At 60.7% G+C, this 18,948-nt stretch carries 15 protein-coding genes; 10 read left to right on the top strand and 5 right to left on the bottom strand.

Translation table 11 applies throughout. From position 1 onward, the window contains the following. The first annotated feature begins 66 nt into the window (after positions 1 to 66). From DWX39_RS01265 to larD, 3 genes are all read left to right on the top strand, one after another. On the top strand, positions 67 to 2,880 hold the full coding sequence (locus DWX39_RS01265; protein ID WP_369832158.1) for a phosphoenolpyruvate carboxylase: 2,814 nt from the start codon (positions 67 to 69) through the stop codon (positions 2,878 to 2,880). A gap of 501 nt (positions 2,881 to 3,381) precedes the next feature. Then, positions 3,382 to 4,659: a nickel-dependent lactate racemase gene (gene larA / locus DWX39_RS01260; protein ID WP_117778829.1), complete on the top strand. Its 1,278-nt coding sequence runs from the start codon at positions 3,382 to 3,384 to the stop codon at positions 4,657 to 4,659. A gap of 49 nt (positions 4,660 to 4,708) precedes the next feature. Then, complete coding sequence (larD, locus tag DWX39_RS01255; protein WP_117758233.1) at positions 4,709 to 5,440, top strand: D/L-lactic acid transporter LarD; 732 nt, start codon at positions 4,709 to 4,711, stop codon at positions 5,438 to 5,440. Positions 5,441 to 5,743: 303 nt separating this feature from the next. Here larD and DWX39_RS01250 read toward each other — a convergent pair whose 3' ends face one another. The 4 genes from DWX39_RS01250 to serB all read right to left on the bottom strand — a co-directional run bounded on the left by DWX39_RS01250 (position 5,744) and on the right by serB (position 8,746). Continuing rightward, on the bottom strand, positions 5,744 to 6,283 hold the full coding sequence (locus DWX39_RS01250; RefSeq protein ID WP_117758232.1) for a TetR/AcrR family transcriptional regulator: 540 nt from the start codon (positions 6,281 to 6,283) through the stop codon (positions 5,744 to 5,746). Positions 6,284 to 6,285: 2 nt separating this feature from the next. Then, positions 6,286 to 7,203 carry a LarC family nickel insertion protein gene (locus DWX39_RS01245; RefSeq protein ID WP_117758231.1) on the bottom strand — a complete coding sequence of 306 codons (918 nt, stop codon included), beginning with the start codon at positions 7,201 to 7,203 and terminating at the stop codon, positions 6,286 to 6,288. Between the two features lie 10 nt (positions 7,204 to 7,213). Further along, positions 7,214 to 7,996 carry a nickel pincer cofactor biosynthesis protein LarB gene (larB, locus tag DWX39_RS01240; RefSeq protein WP_117758230.1) on the bottom strand — a complete coding sequence of 261 codons (783 nt, stop codon included), beginning with the start codon at positions 7,994 to 7,996 and terminating at the stop codon, positions 7,214 to 7,216. Positions 7,997 to 8,110: 114 nt separating this feature from the next. Further along, the gene (gene serB / locus DWX39_RS01235; RefSeq protein ID WP_117758229.1) at positions 8,111 to 8,746 is read right to left on the bottom strand and encodes a phosphoserine phosphatase SerB; all 636 of its coding nucleotides are present in this window, start codon (positions 8,744 to 8,746) and stop codon (positions 8,111 to 8,113) included. 256 nt (positions 8,747 to 9,002) lie between these two features. Here serB and aspS point away from each other — a divergent pair, with 256 nt between their 5' ends. Beyond that, on the top strand, positions 9,003 to 10,790 hold the full coding sequence (gene aspS, locus DWX39_RS01230) for an aspartate--tRNA ligase (protein ID WP_117758228.1): 1,788 nt from the start codon (positions 9,003 to 9,005) through the stop codon (positions 10,788 to 10,790). A 305-nt stretch (positions 10,791 to 11,095) separates the two neighbouring features. Here the strand turns inward: aspS and DWX39_RS01225 are convergent, their stop codons facing one another. Beyond that, positions 11,096 to 12,112 carry a LacI family DNA-binding transcriptional regulator gene (locus DWX39_RS01225; protein WP_117758227.1) on the bottom strand — a complete coding sequence of 339 codons (1,017 nt, stop codon included), beginning with the start codon at positions 12,110 to 12,112 and terminating at the stop codon, positions 11,096 to 11,098. A 375-nt stretch (positions 12,113 to 12,487) separates the two neighbouring features. On the opposite strand from DWX39_RS01225, the gene DWX39_RS01220 reads away from it, so the two are divergent. From DWX39_RS01220 to DWX39_RS01195, 6 genes are all read left to right on the top strand, one after another. Next, complete coding sequence (locus DWX39_RS01220) at positions 12,488 to 15,496, top strand: glycoside hydrolase family 2 TIM barrel-domain containing protein (RefSeq protein ID WP_117758226.1); 3,009 nt, start codon at positions 12,488 to 12,490, stop codon at positions 15,494 to 15,496. Between the two features lie 3 nt (positions 15,497 to 15,499). After that, positions 15,500 to 15,955 (top strand): hypothetical protein, encoded by a 456-nt coding sequence (locus DWX39_RS01215; RefSeq protein WP_117758225.1) that lies wholly within the window; start codon positions 15,500 to 15,502, stop codon positions 15,953 to 15,955. 153 nt (positions 15,956 to 16,108) lie between these two features. After that, entirely contained in the window at positions 16,109 to 17,572 is a 1,464-nt protein-coding gene (locus DWX39_RS01210; protein WP_117758224.1) for an amino acid permease, read from the top strand. A gap of 420 nt (positions 17,573 to 17,992) precedes the next feature. Beyond that, complete coding sequence (locus DWX39_RS01205; protein WP_022094361.1) at positions 17,993 to 18,241, top strand: HPr family phosphocarrier protein; 249 nt, start codon at positions 17,993 to 17,995, stop codon at positions 18,239 to 18,241. A gap of 185 nt (positions 18,242 to 18,426) precedes the next feature. Continuing rightward, a complete protein-coding gene (locus tag DWX39_RS01200) occupies positions 18,427 to 18,669 on the top strand; it encodes a FeoA family protein (RefSeq protein ID WP_231500839.1) in 243 nt (80 codons plus the stop codon). Positions 18,670 to 18,708: 39 nt separating this feature from the next. Continuing rightward, positions 18,709 to 18,930: a FeoA family protein gene (locus DWX39_RS01195; protein ID WP_006234774.1), complete on the top strand. Its 222-nt coding sequence runs from the start codon at positions 18,709 to 18,711 to the stop codon at positions 18,928 to 18,930. Positions 18,931 to 18,948 lie beyond the last annotated feature (18 nt).

Here is an 18,948-nt window from a genome sequence, read left to right as displayed (position 1 = left end):
GTATTTCGCAAGCGCCTATAATGAATACCGCATGTTACGTGCATAGAAGGAGGAATGGGAGGAAACGTGGCTGAGAACCTAAGCAACCAGTCTGTACCCGAAGCCGCGGCGCGCGTCGCTGCCGTGGTCAACCGCCTCGTTAACCGAATCGGCTCGAATGCCGAATCCAAGGAGCGTCTCGCTGAGATCGAGATCCCCGAGGAGCTGCGCGACAATCTGGCGCTGTTCTTGCGCCTGGAGCGCCGTGTGCTTAGCGAGTATGATCCCGAGATCGCGGACCTGTTCGACAAGATTTTGACAGCCGAGATTGTGGCCAACGCCGGAAACCCCGGCACCCGTGCTGCCGACGAGTCCGTCGACGAGCAGGGCGTGCCCACTGCCGACGAGCCCACCGCCGTGGCGTTTCGCGAGGTCGTTGATCTGATCGACAGTCTGCCGCTCGATAAGCAGCAGGTTATCGTCCGCGCCTTTACGAGCTTCTTCCATCTGGCAAACCTGTCGGAGGAGAACTACCGCGTGGCGCAGCTGCGCGAGCGCGAGGCCGGCGCATCGACCGATACCGAGGTCGATCCCGCCAACGAGCTCACCGTCGCCTATCACCAGTTGGTAAACGAGATGGGTGTCGAGGGCGCCAACGAGCTGCTCGACAAGCTGGAGTTCCACCCTGTCTTTACCGCACATCCCACCGAGGCCCGTCGTAAGGCCGTCGAGGGCAAGATTCGCCGTATTTCCAACCTGCTGGAGGAGCGTCCGCGCCTGGGCGGCTCCGACCTGGTGGAGAACGAGCGCCATATGCTGCAGGAAATCGACGCCCTGGTGCGTACGAGCCCCATCGCGCTCAAGAAGCCCACGCCGGTCGAGGAAGCCGATACCATCATCGACATCTTCGATAACACGCTGTTCGACGTCATCCCCGTTATCTATCGTCGTTTTGACGACTGGGTGCTGGGCGACAAGGCGGGTACCGTGCCGCCGCTGTGCCCGGCGTTCTTCCATCCCGGCAGCTGGATCGGTTCCGACCGCGACGGTAACCCCAACGTCACCGCCAAGGTGAGCCGCGAGGTCGCCGCCAAGTACTTCACCCACATGGTGCTCAAGCTCGAGGACAAGTGCCGCCGCATCGGCCGCAACCTCACGCTCGAGGCCACCTACAGCAAGCCGTCTGCCGAGCTCATCAACCTGTGGAACCATCAGGTCGAGATGAGCACCCAGTACACCGCACGCGCCGAGCTGATCTCCGAGCACGAGCCGCATCGCGCCGTCATGCTCGTCATGGCCGACCGTCTGAACGCCACCGTGCGTCGCATCACCGACACCATGTACCACAGCGCAGACGAGTTCTTGGATGACCTGCGCGTCGTTCAGCGCTCCCTGGCCGCCTGCGGTGCCGTCCGTGCTGCCTACGGCCCGGTCCAGACCATCATCTGGCAGGTCGAGTCCTTCGGCTTCCATATGGTCGAGATGGAGTTCCGTCAGCACTCCGTGGTGCACGCCCGCGCCCTCAAGGATATTCACGAGAACGGTATCCATGGTGATTTGCAGCCCATGACGCGCGAGGTCATCGACACCTTCCGCGCTATCGGCTCCATCCAAAAGCGCTACGGCAAGAAGATGGCGCACCGCTACATCATCTCGTTCACCAAGAGCGCTCAGCATGTGGCCGACGTCTTTGAGCTTGCCCACCTGTCCTTTGCGCACGAGGAGGACGTGCCCGAGCTCGACGTGATCCCGCTGTTCGAGCAGCTCGAGGACCTCGAGGGCTGCGTCGACGTGCTCGACCAGATGCTTACGCTGCCCGTGGTGCAAAAGCGCCTTGCCCAGACCAACCGCCGCATGGAGGTCATGCTGGGCTATTCCGACTCCTCCAAGGATGCCGGTCCTACCACGGCCATGCTCGCGCTGCACTCCGCGCAGGAGCGCATTGCCAAGTGGGCCGAGAAGAACGATATCGACCTGGTGCTCATGCACGGTCGCGGCGGTGCCGTGGGCCGTGGTGGCGGCCCGGCCAACAAGGCCGTGCTGGCGCAGCCCAAGGGTTCGGTCAACTGCTTCTTTAAGCTCACCGAGCAGGGCGAGGTCATCTTTGCCCGTTACGGCAACCGCACGCTGGCTCAGCGCCATGTTGAGTCCGTTGCCGCCGCAACGCTTTTGCAGTCGGCCCCGAGCGTCGAGAAGACCAACACCGAGACCACGCAGAAGTTCTGGGATATGGCCGAGAAGCTCAACGCCGTAAGCCACGAGCGCTATCTGGACCTGCTGAACACCGAGGACTTTACACCGTGGTTCTCGACCGTGACGCCGCTGACCGAGGTCGGTCTGCTGCCGATTGGCTCGCGCCCGGCCAAGCGCGGTTTGGGTGCCAAGTCGCTCGACGACCTGCGTACCATTCCGTGGATCTTCAGCTGGAGCCAGGCGCGCATTAACCTGGCCGCTTGGTACGGCCTGGGCACCGCCTGCGAGCAGTTTGGCGACCTTGACCAGCTCAAGGCTGCCTACCAGGAGTGGCCGTTCTTCCGCACCTTTATCGACAACATCGAGATGTCGATCGCCAAGACCGACCAGCGCATCGCCAAGATGTACCTGCACCTAGGCGATCGCCAGGATTTGTCCGAGAAGGTCTTCACCGAGATGCAGCTCACGCGTAAGTGGGTCCTTGCCATCGTCGGTGACGAGTGGCCGCTGCAGCGCCGCCGCGTGCTCGGCTGCGCCGTCCGCGTGCGCAACCCCTACGTCGACGCCCTGTCTATCGCCCAGGTTCGCGCCCTTCGCGAGGTGCGCATGAACCAGGACGAGATGGCCGAGGAGAAGAAGGCCGAGTACATGAGCCTGATTCTTTCGACTGTGACCGGCGTCTCGGCAGGATTGAAAAACACGGGGTAATCGATAGCCCTGTGGCTCTCACCGGGACCCGACGGGTTTCCCTCTGAATGCGTCCTCGCACTTGAAGCCCCCTTATCCTGCTCCTTCGGAGCTGCGGATAAGGGGGCTTCGTGCTGCGGAATGCATTCAGAGGGAAACCCATCGGGTCCCTTCGTCCTCGGTCTTCGGGGATTACAGCTGAGGGGAGAATGGCGCGCTTCGCGCCTAATGTGGAGTGCGGCGAGGGCTTCTTGCGTCCTGCGGAGTGTGCCTAAAAGTAAGCTGATGGCGGGCCCTACGATGTCCGGTCTTCGGTGGATTACTGGCTGGGGGAATAATGGCGCGCTTCTCGACTTACGACTGTAGCGGCCGCGGTCCCGTTTGGGATCGCGGCCGCTCTGTTTTGGGTCAAATATGAACGTTGTGTTAATGAGTCGGTGGACGGTGGTGTTTTTCGGTGAGCGGCGTATCCTTCCAACGGTTTATCTAGTGTGTCAGTTGAAAGGAAGAGGGCGCTCGTCATTGTTTGAATGTGAACTGCCGTTTGACCACAAGACGTTGCATCTGGAACTCGAGGATAAGAACTTCGCGGGCGTGATGGAAGGTCATCAAAACGAGTTTAAGACCACGAAATCGCAGGAAGAGCTGGTGGAGGAGTCGCTTGCCAACCCTTACGGCTCGCCTTCGCTCGAGGAGCTTTGTGCTGGCAAGAAGGATATTGTCATCATTAGCTCCGATCATACGCGTCCCGTTCCCTCGCGTGTGACGATGCCTATTCTGCTGCATCACATTCATGCCGCTGCGCCCGAGGCCCGTGTGCGTATTCTGGTTGCTACGGGCATGCACCGTCCGTCGACGCACGAGGAGCTCGTCAACAAGTATGGCGAGGAGATCGTTGCCAACGAGGAAATCGTTATGCACGTCGCGACTGATGACAGCATGATGAAAAAGATCGGCACCCTGCCTTCTGGTGGCGAGTGCATCATCAACAAGATTGCTGCCGATTGCGATCTGCTGCTTGCCGAGGGCTTCATTGAGCCGCACTTCTTTGCCGGTTTCTCTGGCAGCCGTAAGTCCGTCCTTCCCGGTATCGCCAGCTACAAGACCATCATGTACAACCACAACGGTCAGTTTGTGAACGATTCCCATTCGCGTGCCGGCAACCTGTGCCACAATCACGTGAGCGAGGATATGTTTGCCGCTGCCGAGATGGCTCACCTTGCCTTTGTGCTCAACGTGGTGCTCAACGGCAAGCACGAGGTCATTGGCTCCTTTGCCGGCGACATCCACAAGGCGCACGAGGCTGGCTGCGAGTTCGTGAAGAGCCTTGCCGGCGTTGAGCCCGTCGAGTGCGAGATCGCCATTACCACTAACGGCGGCTACCCCCTCGATCAGAACATCTATCAGGCTGTGAAGGGCATGTGCGCTGCCGAGGCCACGCTTCCCGAGGGCGGCGTGATCATCGACGTCGCCGGTTGTGCCGACGGTCACGGCGGCGAGGGCTTCTATCACAACATCGCCGACAACGATCCGGCAGAGTTTGAGCGCGCCTGCATCGATCGTCCTAAGGACGAGACCCTGCCCGATCAGTGGACGAGCCAGATCTTTGCCCGCATCCTGGCGCATCACCCTGTGATCATGGTCACCGACCTGTGCGATCACCAGATGCTCAAGGATATGCACATGACGCCGGTCAACACTATCGAGGAGGCGCTCAAGCTCGCCTTTGAGATGAAGGGTGCCGATGCCAAGGTTGCCGTCATTCCCGATGGCCTGGGCGTTGTCGTCGCGCAGCACTAGTGCGTGGCCCAAACGAATCGTTTATAACCGACAAGAAAGATAAGGTTTTATGCTTACCAAACTCCTCTGCGAATTCGGCGCGACGGCCCTCATGATCGTCTTTGGCGTGGGCGTGCACTGCGATACCGTGCTCAAAGGCACCAAGTATCAGGGCTCTGGCCATATGTTTGCCATCACCACCTGGTCTTTTGGCATCTCGGTCTGCCTGTTTGTCTTTGGCGGCGCCGTGTGCATGAACCCCGCTATGGTGCTTGCCCAGTGCATCGTCGGTCTGGTGCCGTGGGGCAACTGCATCCCCTTCATGCTTGCCGATATGCTCGGCGGCTTTGTGGGTGCCGTGATCGCTTGGTTTATGTATGCCGATGAGTTCAAGGCTTCCGAGGGTGTCGTCGATCCCATTGCTCAGCGCAACATCTTCTCGACCAACCCCACCACCGAGGGCACGAACTATGCCCGCAACTTCTTCTGCGAGGCTATCTGCACCTTCGTGTTTATCAGCGCCATCCTTGCTGCTGCTAGCCGTGCTGGTGAGAACGTTCTGTTGCTCGCCATCTGCGTCGGCCTGATTGTCTGGGCCGTTGGCATGGGCATGGGCGGCATCACCGGCTTCGCCATGAACCAGGCTCGTGACCTTGGTCCTCGCATGGCCTATCAGGTGCTGCCGATCAAGAACAAGGCTGACAACAACTGGAAGTACGGCCTGCTTGTTCCTGGCATCGCTCCGTTTGTCGGTGCCATTGTGGCTGCGCTGTTTGTGCATGGTTTCTTGGGCATGTTTTAGTCCAAGGCTACATAGGTTGTCCGCCGTCCGCATGGGGTAACTTCCCAGCGCGTCCTCGGACATGAAAGAACCCCCGCTGCGCACTTCGTGCGGCGGGGGTTCTTTCGTCCTGCGGAATGCGCTGGGAAGTTACCCCATGCGGACAGCTGCGGGATCTTAGTCGCGTTGGAACAAGCAACCCAACATATAAATCTGAATTTGGATGGGAGGGGCTTGTTGCTGGTAGGGGCGTTGAAGCGCGAGTGACACTTTGGGATGCGTGGCGGCTTGGGTTGGGGCGATGCTTTGGGATGGGCTTCTTACTTAGCTGAAGAGAGGCTTAATGGCTGATAGGTAGTCTTTGGCTACTTCGGCTTTGTCTGCTTGGAAGTTGTGCCAGGCCCACCATTGGACCATTCCTACGAAGCTTGAGGCTATGTGGTGTAGTAGGAAGCTTCGGTCCATGGTGGCGGCGGGGCCGTTTGGGTCGGTGGGGACGGTTTCGGCTGCTCGTGACATGATGGTCTTGCGTAAGCAGTCGGCGAAGACGCGTGAGCCGGCGCCGGCTACGAGGGCTCGTACGCCCTGGCGGCGTTCCCAGAGGTTGTTGAGGATATGTTCGACTTGTACGAGCGGATCATCGAGCGGTGTGCCATCGTCGTCGAGGGCGTGGGTGCAGATGTCGCTCACAAGTTCGGACAGTAGGTCATCCTTGCTCTTGAAGAGACCGTAGAACGTGGCTCGACCCACATGGGCGTGAGCGATGATGTCGCCGACGGTGATCTTGCCGTAGTCCTCCTCGCGAAGGAGCTCGGAGAATGCTGCAACGATGGCGGCGCGGCTTTTTGCCTTGCGGGCATCCATGGCTATGCGTCCGTGTGAACGAGCAGGCAGCGGAGCGTGCCGGAGCAACCCTCGTAGGGGCGCTTACCGGCGCCGTAGCCGACGGCCTCGATGCGGTAGCGGGCCGGCAGGTGCTCGGACGTGCGCAGTGCGACGACGATGGCGGCGCCCGTGGGCGTCACGAGCTCGCCGGCGACCGGTGCGGGCGTGAGGGCGATATTGCCCGCCTGGCACAGGTTGACGACAGCGGGGACGGGAATGGGCATGAGGCCGTGGGCACAGCGGATGGTGCCGTGACCCTCGGAGAGCGACTCGACCACGATGTCCTCAATACCAAGGTCATCGAGGCAGATGGCGACAGAGCAGACGTCGACGATGGAGTCGATGGCGCCCACCTCGTGGAACATGACGGTCTCGGTCGTTTTGCCGTGGGCCTTGGCCTCGGCGGCGGCGAGCGCGGTAAAGATGGCGAGCGCGCGACGCTTGGCGCCATCGCTTAGCTGCGAGTCATCGATGATGGCGGTGACATCCGCCAAAGAACGGTGGTGATGGTGGTGGGCGTGATGGTGACCCTCGTGGCCATGACCGTGGGCCTCATGGTCATGCTCGTGGCAGTGCTCGTGTTCGTGCTCGCCATGATCATGATGGTGGTGCTCATGCTCATGTGTGTGCTCGGTGCCCGCTTCGTTGCCGTAGAGCCAGGCCATGTCGTGGTCGTGGTTCTCGAGCTCCTCTGCCAGCTGAACATCAAAGTCGCAGGCGTCGATGCCATGCTTGTTTACGCGCGTGACAGCGACCGCAAAGCCGTCGACTGGCAGCGTGGCAAGTTGCTCGCGCAGGTGCTCCTCGCTGGCGCCCAGGTCGAGCAGGGCCGCGACGGTCATGTCGCCGCTGATGCCCGAGGTGCCGTCGATGATAAGCGTGTGCTGATGGTTGGACATGAAATGCTCCTTAGCGGGCGCAGGACGTGCCGGCGCTCAGATGATTGATAAGACTTGCCTGGTAGGCGGCACCAAAGCCGTTGTCGATATTGACGACCGAAACGCCGCTGGCGCAGGAGTTGAGCATGGCGAGCAGTGCGGCCACGCCGCCAAAGTTCGCGCCATAGCCCACGCTGGTGGGGACGGCGATGACCGGACAGCTCACAAGGCCTCCGATGACGCTCGCCAGGGCGCCTTCCATGCCGGCGATGGCGATGACCACCTGCGCCTGGGCAAGTTCCTCAGCATGCGCGAGCAGGCGGTGCAGGCCGGCGACACCCACGTCGTAGAGGCGATCGACCTCGTTGCCGTAGAACTCGGCCGTCAACGCGGCTTCCTCGGCAACGGGCAGGTCGCTCGTGCCGGCGCAGGCGACGACGATGCGTCCGTTGCCGTTGGGGGAGGGCTTGCCACCCACGAGGGCGAGCTGGGCGTCCGGGACATATCCCAGGTCGATGCCGTTGCCGAGGAGCTCCGAGGTGCGGGCTGCCTTTTCGTCGTCCAGGCGCGTGACCAGGATGCGCTCCTGGCCGGCATCGAGTAATGCTTTGATAATGGCGGCAATTTGCTCGGCGGTTTTACCGGCGCCGTAGACAACTTCGCCGGCTCCTTGGCGCACCCCGCGCGAAAGGTCGAGCTGTGCAAAGCCCAAATCGGCGGTCGGAGCCGTCTGGATGCGCGTGAGGGCGTCGGCAGGGGTGACAGCTCCGCCGGCAACATCGCTCAGCAGCTGCTCTAGATCTCGCTTATCCATATATGTTCCCTTCGACGGCGCAAAGTTTAGCACTCAAAGGGTATGTTTCCGAACACTAAAGCAGAATTGTTCGGAAACTATAGGACAGACTGATTCAATTGCTAGACGGATTGGCTAGTCGCGCAGGATGATGTCCATGGCGAGCATCAGATTGCGCTCGTCGATGGCAAACGGGGCGGCCTCGCGCGTCTTGGGCTTGGCACAAAACGCGATGCCCGTGCCCGCGGCCTGAATCATGGGGATGTCGTTGGCACCGTCGCCGATCGCGACGGTGTGGGCCATATCGACGCCGCACTCAACTGCCCAATCTAGCAGCTGGATGAGCTTGGACTCCTTGGTCACGGTGTCTGCCGCCAGCTTGCCGGTGAGCTTGCCGTCTACGACTTCCAGGCGGTTAGCCAGGCAAAAGTCGATGCCCGCGGCGGCCACGATCTTGTCGGCAACCTCGTGGAAGCCACCGCTTACCACGCCGACCTTCCAGCCCTTGCTATGCGCCGAGCGCACAAGCTCCAGCGCGCCGGGGGTAAATGTCGCACGCTCAAAGGTGCGCTCGAACACGCTCTCGTCCAGGCCGGCGAGCAGCCCCACGCGCTCCTCGAGCGCCTGCTTAAAGTCAAGCTCGCCGCGCATGGCGCGCTCGGTAATTTGCGCTACCTGCTCGCCCACGCCGGCCTCCTCGCCCAACAGGTCGATGACCTCCTGGTTGATGAGCGTGGAGTCGATATCCATAACGATGAGGCGTGCAGTCATGGCGGGCCTTTCCGAGTGCAGTTGTATTGGGGCACATTGTCGCACGCCGCACGCCTGTGCGACGGCCAGGCCGCGTCAATTGTTTCGTCTCCGTCAAGTCTTTGGGCAGGAGCTACTTTTTCGCGGCACATCGACACAGGTGCGATAAGATAGAACGCCATGTCTGGCTGCGCGGTTTACGCAGGCCGGGCAAATCTGTACGACGCCGCCCGGAACGACACGGGGCGGCACAGATCCATAAAGGAGGATCACTGGTATGAGCCAGACCCGTCCCATCGACGAGCATTCCATGCACACCCGTACCTGCGGCGAGCTTCGCCGCGAGAACGTGGGCGAAGAGGTCACCCTCACCGGTTGGGTGAGCCGTCGCCGCGACCACGGCGGCCTTATCTTCTGCGACCTTCGCGACCGTGAGGGCATCACGCAGCTCACCTTCGACCCCGAGCACTCCGACGGCGATGCCTTTAAGATCGCCGAGACCATGCGTCCCGAGTGGCCCATCAAGATTCACGGCGTCGTGCGCGCCCGTGGCGAGGAGACCACCAACACCAAGCTCGAGACCGGCGAGATCGAGGTTCTGACCGACCACGCCGAGGTGCTCAACACGTCCGTCACCCCGCCGTTCCAGATCGAGGACGGCATCGAGACCAGCGAGGACACCCGTCTGCGCTATCGTTATCTGGACCTCCGTCGTCCCGAGATGATGGCCAACCTCAAGCTGCGCTCCGATTTCACCTTTGCCATTCGCGAGGCGCTGCACAACCGTGAGTTCATGGAGGTCGAGACGCCCTCCCTGTTCAAGTCCACGCCCGAGGGCGCCCGCGACTTCATCGTCCCCAGCCGCATCCAGCCGGGTAACTTCTACGCCCTGCCGCAGTCCCCGCAGCTTCTGAAGCAGCTGCTCATGGTCGGTGGCGTCGAGCGCTACTACCAGGTTGCCAAGTGCTTCCGCGACGAGGACCTGCGCGCCGACCGTCAGCCCGAGTTCACCCAGGTCGATATCGAGATGTCCTTCGTGGACCAGAACGACGTCATGAGCGCGCTCGAAGAGGTCCTGTCCGATGCCTTCGGCCGCATGGGCGTCGAGATGCCCAGGCCGCTGCGTCGCATGGACTACTGGGAGGCCATGGACACCTATGGCTCCGACAAGCCCGATACCCGCTATGGCATGCACTTGGTCGACCTGACCGACATCTTCGCCAACTCCAAGTTCAAGGTCTTTGCGACTGCCGCGAACGAGGAGGGCTCTGTCGTTAAGGCCATCAACGCCAAGGGCGCCGGTGCCTGGGCTCGCGCCAAGATCGATAAGCTTGCCGGCGTGGCTTCCACGTTTGGCGCCAAGGGCCTGGCCTGGATCGCTTTCCGCGAGGACGGCTCCATCAACAGCCCCATCGTCAAGTTCTTCTCGGACGAGGAGATGGCCGCCCTGCGCGAGCGCATGGACGTCGAGCCCGGCGACCTTGTGATGTTCGCCGCCGGCCCGCGCCTGCTCTCCGACGAGATCCTGGGCGGCATGCGTTCCCACATGGCTAACGCGCTCGAGATCAAGCGCGAGGGCCACGACTTCCTGTGGGTCGTCAACTTCCCGCTGTTCCACTGGGACGAGGACCGCAAGGCTTACGCTGCCGAGCACCAGCCCTTCACCCTGCCGACCGAGACCGACATCGCCAAGATCGAGGCCAATCCGTTGGCAGCCGGTTCTTGCACCTACGACTTTGTCATGGACGGCTTTGAGGCCGGTGGCGGCGGTATGCGTATCCACAACGCCGAGATGCAGATGTCCATGCTCAAGCTCCTGGGCTTTACCGAAGAGCGCGCCGAGTCTCAGTTTGGCTTCCTCATGGAGGCGCTCAAGTTTGGTGCGCCCCCGATGGGCGGTTTTGCTCTGGGCCTGGACCGCGTGTGCATGCTGCTCACCGGTTCCGACTCCATCCGCGACGTCATGGCGTTCCCCAAGACGGCCAGCGGCTCCGACCTCATGTCGGGCGCCCCGAGTGCCGTTAGCGGCGCCCAGCTCAAGGACGTTAGCCTGCGCCTGATGTAGGCGAGCGGCTACATATTGCTTGCAACGAGGGAAGGACGCGCGCCTTCCCTCGTTTTTTATGCGCCGAGGTTGTGGGGGCATGGGATGGCCGGGCGTCGCGGAAAGTGCGTCCCGGAATCTGCGTCCAGAACGGGTCGCGCTTTCCCAAAGGGGGTCCTCTGGGAAAGCGCGACCCAGAATTCGGCAAAATAATGGGGCACAGTTTCCGGTTGAGCGGTCTAACGGAAACTGTGCCCCAGAATGAGCACTCAAAACGGGACAGGCTTTCCGCAACAACTGTCTGGCGGAAAGCCCGTCCCAGTTTCTTATAGCGAGTCTCTCTGAACGAGCTGCATGTGCATGACGGTGGTGGTTGGCTTGGCACCCTTGATCATGTCGAGCGCAATGTTGGCGGCCATGTGGCCTTCTTCGCGCAGGGGCTGGCGGACGGTCGTGAGCGCGGGGACGCAGCGCGTCGCAATCTCGTGATCGTCGAAGCCGACGACAGAAGCGTCCGCCGGAACGGATAGGCCTGTCTCGTTGAGCGCGGTGATGACGCCAGCCGCGATACGGTCCGATCCGCAGAGCACGCCATCGAAAGCAATCTCGCGCGCGAGGATCTGGTGCATGGCCTGATAGCCGTCTCCGCTGTTCCAGCCGGTATAGATAACGTTTGCGTCTGGGAGGTCTTCGCCCAAGACGGCGCGGTAGCCGCGCAGGCGGTCGACAACAGCGGGGTTGTCTTGCGGTCCCAACACGGCGACGATATCTTTGCGCCCGCGCTCTTTCATAGCGAGCGCTGCAAAGCGTCCGCCCTCTTCGTCGTCAGAGTAGACTGTCGAGAACACATCGCGATAGGGGTGGCCCTCGAGCTGGCCGCACAACACGGTGGGTACACCCAGCTCGCGCAGCACCTCGAGCAGCTCGCTGCCCTTGTAGGGGGAGACGTCGATCACGGCGTCGAACGAGCGGCGCTCAAAGTGCTCGCGTGCGCGGTTGCGCTCATGCGTAGAAGACGCCTGCAAGATAACGGGCAGATAGGACGACTCCGACAGTTCCTCGGTAATGCCGCTCAAAAACTCGCTATAGGTGGGGTCGCTGAAGAGTTCACTCAGGGGCTCGGTCACGAGCACGGCGATGATTTCCGTGCGCCCGACAGCGAGCGCTCGGCCACGAGCGTTGGGGACAAAATTGACTTCCTTGGCCGCCGCGCGGACGCGCTTTTTGGTTTCCTCGCTAATGCGGGGCGAATCGTTGAGGGCGCGCGATGCCGTGGAGCGCGACACGCCGGCAGCTGCGGCAACCTCGGCAAGCGTAGGTGCGGTGCGAACTGGTTGGGTCATGGCGTCTCCTGGAAAATGCGGTCGAAGTTGTCACTGATATGGGCTGGTGCGGATACAGCTTACTATAGTGCGCCTGAACAGCGTTCATGATATCCGGCCACTGGTGGCATTTCACGTTCAAGCTGCTGTTGAACATGGCTTGCACGGGCGGGGCATAGATGGGCGCGGCCGTTGTCCGCCGCCTGGGAATGCTGTTTTGCGCTGAGTTTCGATACGCAGGGTGACATAAGTGTCGTGGTTGTACAACCGGTTGCACCGTTAACCCGACCAAATCGACCGTTCAGCGGACAACCGGTTGCACAGTTTTTTGCATCGCCCGTAAGATAAGGACAACCGGTTGCACAAGAATCACTACGATGACGAAGGAGCATCACCATGGACGCCATTAACGATTGGGAAAACCAAGCGCTCACCCACAGGAACCGCCTGGCACCCCATGCGTACTTTATGGGCTACGAGACCGCCGATCTCGCCGCTACGTACAGCCGCGAGCTGTCGCGCGGATTTGTCCAGCTGTCCGGCTCGTGGCAGTTCCGCCTCTTTGAGGGCCCAGCTGCCGTCTCCAACGAGGAGCTCTCCACGTACAAGCCCGAGTGGGATCACGTGGAGGTTCCGCACCTGTGGCAGGTGGACGGCTATGGCAACCTTGCCTACACCGACGAGGGTTTCCCGTTCCCGGTGGACCAGCCGTTCGTTCCCTCCGACGACCCCACGGGCGTTTACCAGCGCATCGTCAACCTTCCCGCCATCCCCGCCGGCGCTCGCGAGATCATTCGCTTCGACGGCATCGAGAGCTATGGCGAGCTGTACGTCAACGGCCAGTTTATCGGCATGACCAAGGGCTCGCGTCTGTCCGCCGAGTTCGACGTGACCGACGCGCTCGTCGAGGGCGACAACCTGTTTGCGGTCAAGGTCCTGCAGTACAGCGATGGCAGCTATATCGAGGACCAGGATATGTGGTGGGCTTCGGGCATCTTCCGCGATGTGTACCTTATGCAGCGTCCCGCCGCGCACCTGGTCGACTTTAGGTTCCGCACGCACCGCGAGGGCGATGCCGCTCTGATCACGCTCGATACGGTGGCCGAGGGCGCTACCCGCGTCGTGTTTACGCTCAGCGATGGCGAGAACGTGGTCGCTACGGGCGAGTGCGTCGACGGCCATGCCGAGTGCAGCGTTGCCGATGCCCACTTCTGGAGCCCCGAGGACCCCTTCCTCTATGACCTTACGTTTGAGGTCTACGACGGTGACGAGGTCAGCGAGTACGTTCCGCATCGCCAGGGCCTTGCCGAGGTGACGGTCGAGGGCAATCATATCTACCTCAACGGCACCTACTTTAAGATGCATGGCGTCAACCGCCACGATCACGACGATCACAAGGGCCGCGCCGTGGGCCTCGATCGCATGCGCCGTGACCTGGAGCTCATGAAGCGACACAACATCAACGCGGTGCGCACCTCTCACTATGCCAATGACACGCGCTTCTACGAGCTGTGCGATGAGTATGGCATCATGCTGGTCGCCGAGACCGATATGGAGAGTCACGGCTTCGAGAATATCGGCAATATCGCCCTGGTCACCGACGACCCGGCATGGGAGCCGGCCTACGTCGACCGCATTGAGCGCCTGGTGATGCAGGAGCGCAACCACGCCTGCATCATTATGTGGTCGATGGGCAACGAGAGCGGCTATGGCTGCAACATCCGCGCGATGTACGCCAAGGCTCACGAGCTCGATGATCGTCCGGTCCATTACGAGGAGGACCGCAACGCCGATACCGTCGACGTCATTTCCACGATGTACTCCCGTGTGTCGCAGATGAACGACTTTGGTGAGCATCCGTTCCCCAAGCCGCGCATCAACTGCGAGTACGGCCACTCCATGGGCAATGGCCCCGGAGGCCTGTCCGAGTACCAGGAGGTCTTCGATCGCTGGGATTGCATCCAAGGCCAGTTTATCTGGGAATGGTGCGACCACGGTTTGGCTGCTGTGACCGAGGACGGCGTTGCTTACGATATGTATGGTGGCGACAACGGCGATTACCCCAACAACAGCAACTTCTGCATCGATGGCATGGTGTTCCCTTGGCAGCAGCCGAGCCCGGGCCTCACTGAGTATGGCCAGGTCATCTGCCCGGTTCGCATGGCTTATGACACCGAGGCGGGCGAGCTGACCGTCACGAACAAGCGCTGGTTTACTACCCTCGAGGATGTCTGCCTGTCGGCGGAGACCCTGGTAGACGGCGATGTAGTGTGCCGCAAGACGCTTATGCCCGGCGCGGTGGCTCCCGGCGAATCCGTCCAGCTGCCACTGGTGATTCGCGAGGCCGCGGTAGGCGAGACCCTGCTGACCGTGTGCGCCTACACCATGGCGGCTCACGCCTGGTGCGAGCCGATGTTCCAGCTGGGCGCAAGCCAGTTTGCCATCGCAAACCATCCGGCGCCGGCCATCGCCGCCCCCGCTCGTCCTGAGCTTACGGTCGAGGAGACCGAGCAGGAGATCCGCATTCACTCCCTCAACGGCGAGCTGACCTTCAGCAAAGTCAACGGTACCGTGAGCGAGTGGAAGGCATCCGGCCGCGACGTAATGGCCTCTGGTCCCCAGGTTGGTTTTTGGCATCCGCTCGTCGACAACCACGCTCAGGAGTATGACTCCCTGTGGAAGGACAACTTCATCGATGTGATGCAGACGTCTACCCGCAAGGTTTCTTGGAAGCAGGACGGCAATGCGGTCGTCGTTACCGTGAGCCAGCGTATCGCTCCTCCCGTCCGCGCGTTCGGCATGCGCGTCGAGCTCGTCTACACCGTGCTTCCGAGCGGTCGCGTCGACCTCAAGGTTTCCGGCGAGCCCTACGGCGATTACTCGGATATCATCCCGCGCATCGGCATCTCCTTCGAGGTCCCCGGTTGCAATCGTGCCGTCGAGTGGTATGGCCACGGCCCGGGCGAGAACTATCCGGACTCGCTGCGCGCCAACCCGGTCGGTCATTACCGCACTACGGTCGACGACATGTTCACGCCCTACGTTATGCCTCAGGACTGCGCCAACCGTGAGGGTACCCGCTGGGTTGCCCTGCGCTCCAGTCACGGTGACGGCGTGTTGGTGACTCGTCCGGCTGATGCCGCCTCCAACCCGTTCTCGTTCTCGGCATGGCCCTATAGCTGCGAGGCAATCGATAACGCCAAGCACGTCTACGACCTTGTCAAGGGCGATACGGTCACGGTCAACATCAACGACCAGCTGCTCGGCCTTGGCTCGAACTCTTGGGGTTCCGAGGTGCTCGATTCCTATCGCACCCGTTTTGAGAGCTTCAGCTTTGAGGTGTCCCTGCGACCGCTGACGTCTGCCGATCTGGCTCAGGCGCTGGCACCCATTAAGGAGGCATAAGCCATGCATGTCTTTAACTCGCGCGCCGATTTCGACGCTCAGATGAAGTCCGTCAAGAAGTGGATGCGCACCGGCCAGGCGCTCGATGGCGTTGCCGACCTACAGCACGACGTGGCTTACTCCATCGGCGACTCGTTGGTTTACTGGTGGGTCTATTCCCGCGAGGCCGCAACCGCCGACCTGGTCGGTCACCGTCGCTACCATGCCGTGCTCGCTCCGCTCGACGGCGGCCTGACCGTCGAGGTCGCCCCCAAGGCAGGCCTCACCTGCACCCGCGCTTACAGCGATATCGATGATCGCGAGCGCTTTGAGGGGGCGGGGGAGACCGTGACGATTCCCGCCGGCGGCGTTGCCGTCGTCGAAATTGACGAGGCCTACCGTGTCGTGGCCGATGCCGCGGATTCCCGCGTCGTGGTACTGCACGTGACGGTCGAAGGTTATTCCTTCCCCAACAAGTAGTATTCGTCCGTTTGGACGTTTGCTTTGCGCCGTTAAGGGGGATGGCTTTGTTGACTCCCTTTTCCCCATTCCCCTTAGCAGGTGCGCCGTCCGTGTTCGCACTTGCAGCTCGGACGGGTTTAGATGACATTTAATAGATGATTGGGAGGGCTTATGAGCTCTGAAAAACGAGGAACGATCGGTTCGTTCGCTCTGCTGGGCATGACGGTCGCCGCCGTGTTCGGTATCAAGAACATCATCAACAACAACGCGGCCATCGGCTTGGCAGCTGCGCCGTCGTTCTTCTTCGCCACGCTTTTGTACTTTGTCCCCTATACCCTGGTTACCGCCGAGTTCGTCGGCCTCAACAAGGACTCCGAGTCTGGCGTGTACGCATGGGTTAAGACCTCGATGGGTGGTCGCTGGGCGTTTCTGACGGCGTTTAGCTACTGGTTCGTCAACCTGTTCTACTTCGCGTCCGTCCTGCCCAATGTCATCATCTACGCGAGCTACGTGTTCTTTGGTGCCAATGCCGAGCTTTCGCAGCTGTGGATCACCATTATCGAGATCGTCGTCTTTGCTATCGCCACGTGGGTGTCGACTAAGGGCGCTAAGTGGATCGGCTCCATTTCGTCCTTTGGTTCGACTGCGGCTCTCGGCCTGACCGCTGTGTTCATCCTGCTGTCCCTGGCCGCTGCATTTGGCGGCGTCGAGTTCGCTACGGCTCCTACTCCGGCTAACATGGCTCCCGACACGAGCAGCTTCGCCACTACGTGGGGTTTCTTCGGCACGCTTGTCTGGATCATCCAGGGCGTGGGCGGTGCTGAGTCCGTCGGCGTGTTCCTTAACGACCTTAAGGGCGGCGTCAAGGCCTTCGTGCGTACCGTCGTTGTTGCAGGCCTCACCATCGGCCTTCTGTATGCAGGCGCTTCGCTGCTGGTTAACCTGTTCATCCCCGAGGGCAGCGTTGCCATCTCCACCGGTATCTTCGACGTATTCGGCGCTGTCTTTGCCCACTTTGGCATTCCCATGGAAGTGTCCACGCGCGTCATCGGCTTGATCCTTCTCGCCGCTACGCTGGGCTCCCTCATGATGTGGACCTCCGCTCCCATCAAGGTGTTCTTCACCGAGATCCCCAAGGGCGTCTTTGGTAGTAAGATTGTCGAGCTTAACGAGCATGGCATTCCCGCCCGCGCCGCTTGGCTGCAGTTCGCCATCGTCGTCCCCATCCTGATCATCCCAGCCCTGGGCTCTGGCAACCTCGACGACCTGCTCATGATCGTCACCAACATGACGGCTGCCACCGCTCTGCTCCCGCCGCTGCTGATTCTGCTTGCCTACTTTATGCTGCGCAAGAACTTCGACGCTGCTCCCCGTGGCTTCCGCATGGGTTCGCGTCCCTTTGGCCTGGTCGTCGCTGCGTTCCTGCTCGTAGTCTTCTGCTTCGTGCTTATCTGCGGCACCATTCCGCTCGATCAGCCGCTGTGGCTGACGCTGGTTTACAACGTTGGCGGCGTGGTTGTCTTCCTGGGTCTTGCCGTGATCTGGTACAACCGCTACATCAACCGTCTGCGCGAGACCGATCCCGAGGCCGCCGAGAGCGAGCTGCGCCCCTCCGTCCTCGACATGATGGAGTAGCGGCTAGGATTAATCTACGGCTGTGGAATAAATCGATTCCCTTTCCTAAGGAGGGGCCTTACGAGGCTCCTCCTTTTGTGTTTTGGGGCACGGTTTTGGATCCTGTGGGCAAAAAATGCCAAATATGAGTACTGTTGCAAAATGAGTGCCATATCTATCGGCCGGTTTTGAGCAAAAATGGGCTCAAAATCAATTTATCTAACCCCCTTGAAGGGAGTTTGATGGCTTTCAGCCTCTTCGAATCGCTCAAAGTAGGCAATTTGCTCTCGATTTTGCTGCTACTAAATTGGTGACAGTACTCATATTTGCCACTTTTTGACCACGGGGTATCCGGAGGGGCTCTCGACAAGCATCTAACGGTACAATAACTACCACGTGGCTGGGTTTGCCAGCCGAATGAGCGATACCGCGGGAGGGGACATGGTCGAGTTTACAAAGACGATTAAAGATCCGTTGGGACTGCATGCCCGCCCGGTTGCGCTGCTCTACGACATCATTGCCAAACATCGTAGCGACGTGTCGGTCAGCATCGGCGACCGCCATACCGACGGTCGCGACGTGATGGGCCTCATGGCTCTCTACGGCGAGTGCGGCGAGGACATCATCTTCCGCGTTTCGGGCGTGGATGAGGCCTCCTGCGTCACGTCGATCAGAAACCTCTCCCTCTAAACGCAACAATGTGACAAAGGGGCTGTCCCCTTGTCACACCTGTTTCATATGGGAAACTTTTTCGAAAACTGAATAGGGACCCTTTCCAAAAAGTTAACCACGTGCTAGTTTACTGTAGCGAACATAGACGTGGTTAACTTTTGCTGCGTCGATGTTGAGGACGAACTGACGTTAGGAGCACACTCATGTCTTGCGGACCGCAGATGCCGGCCATGCCGCTTTCGATGGTGAAAGCGGGCGAAACCGTGCACGTGTCTCGTGTAAAGGGCAATGAGGACATGAAGCACCACCTCAAGGACCTCGGCTTTGTCGAGGGCAGTGAGGTTCACGTGGTGAGCTCGAGTGGCGCCAATATCATCGTCACCGTGCTGGGCGCACGCTTTGGTATCGATACCAAGGTCGCCATGCACATCATGACCGTCGGTTAGTCCGCAGCATTTCATTAAAACCGAAAGGGGGACAAGAGGATGAAGACGTTGGGTGACGTTAAGGTGGGCGAGAGCTCTACCATCGTCAAGCTTCACGGCGAGGGCGCGCTTCGCCGTCACCTTATGGACCTGGGCCTCATCAAGGGCACTTCGTTCAAGGTCGTTAAGGTTGCACCGCTCGGAGATCCGGTCGAGATCAACGTGCGCGGCTACGAGCTTTCCATCCGCAAGGAGGAGGCTGCCGTCGTCGAGGTCCAGTAAGGGCCCGCGGCAACTATT

The sequence above is a fragment of the Collinsella sp. AF19-1LB genome (assembly GCF_003459655.1).
GTDB lineage: Bacteria > Actinomycetota > Coriobacteriia > Coriobacteriales > Coriobacteriaceae > Collinsella.
The sequence above is the reverse complement of the archived record's forward strand: the minus strand, read 5'-3'. Positions and strand labels throughout refer to the sequence as shown.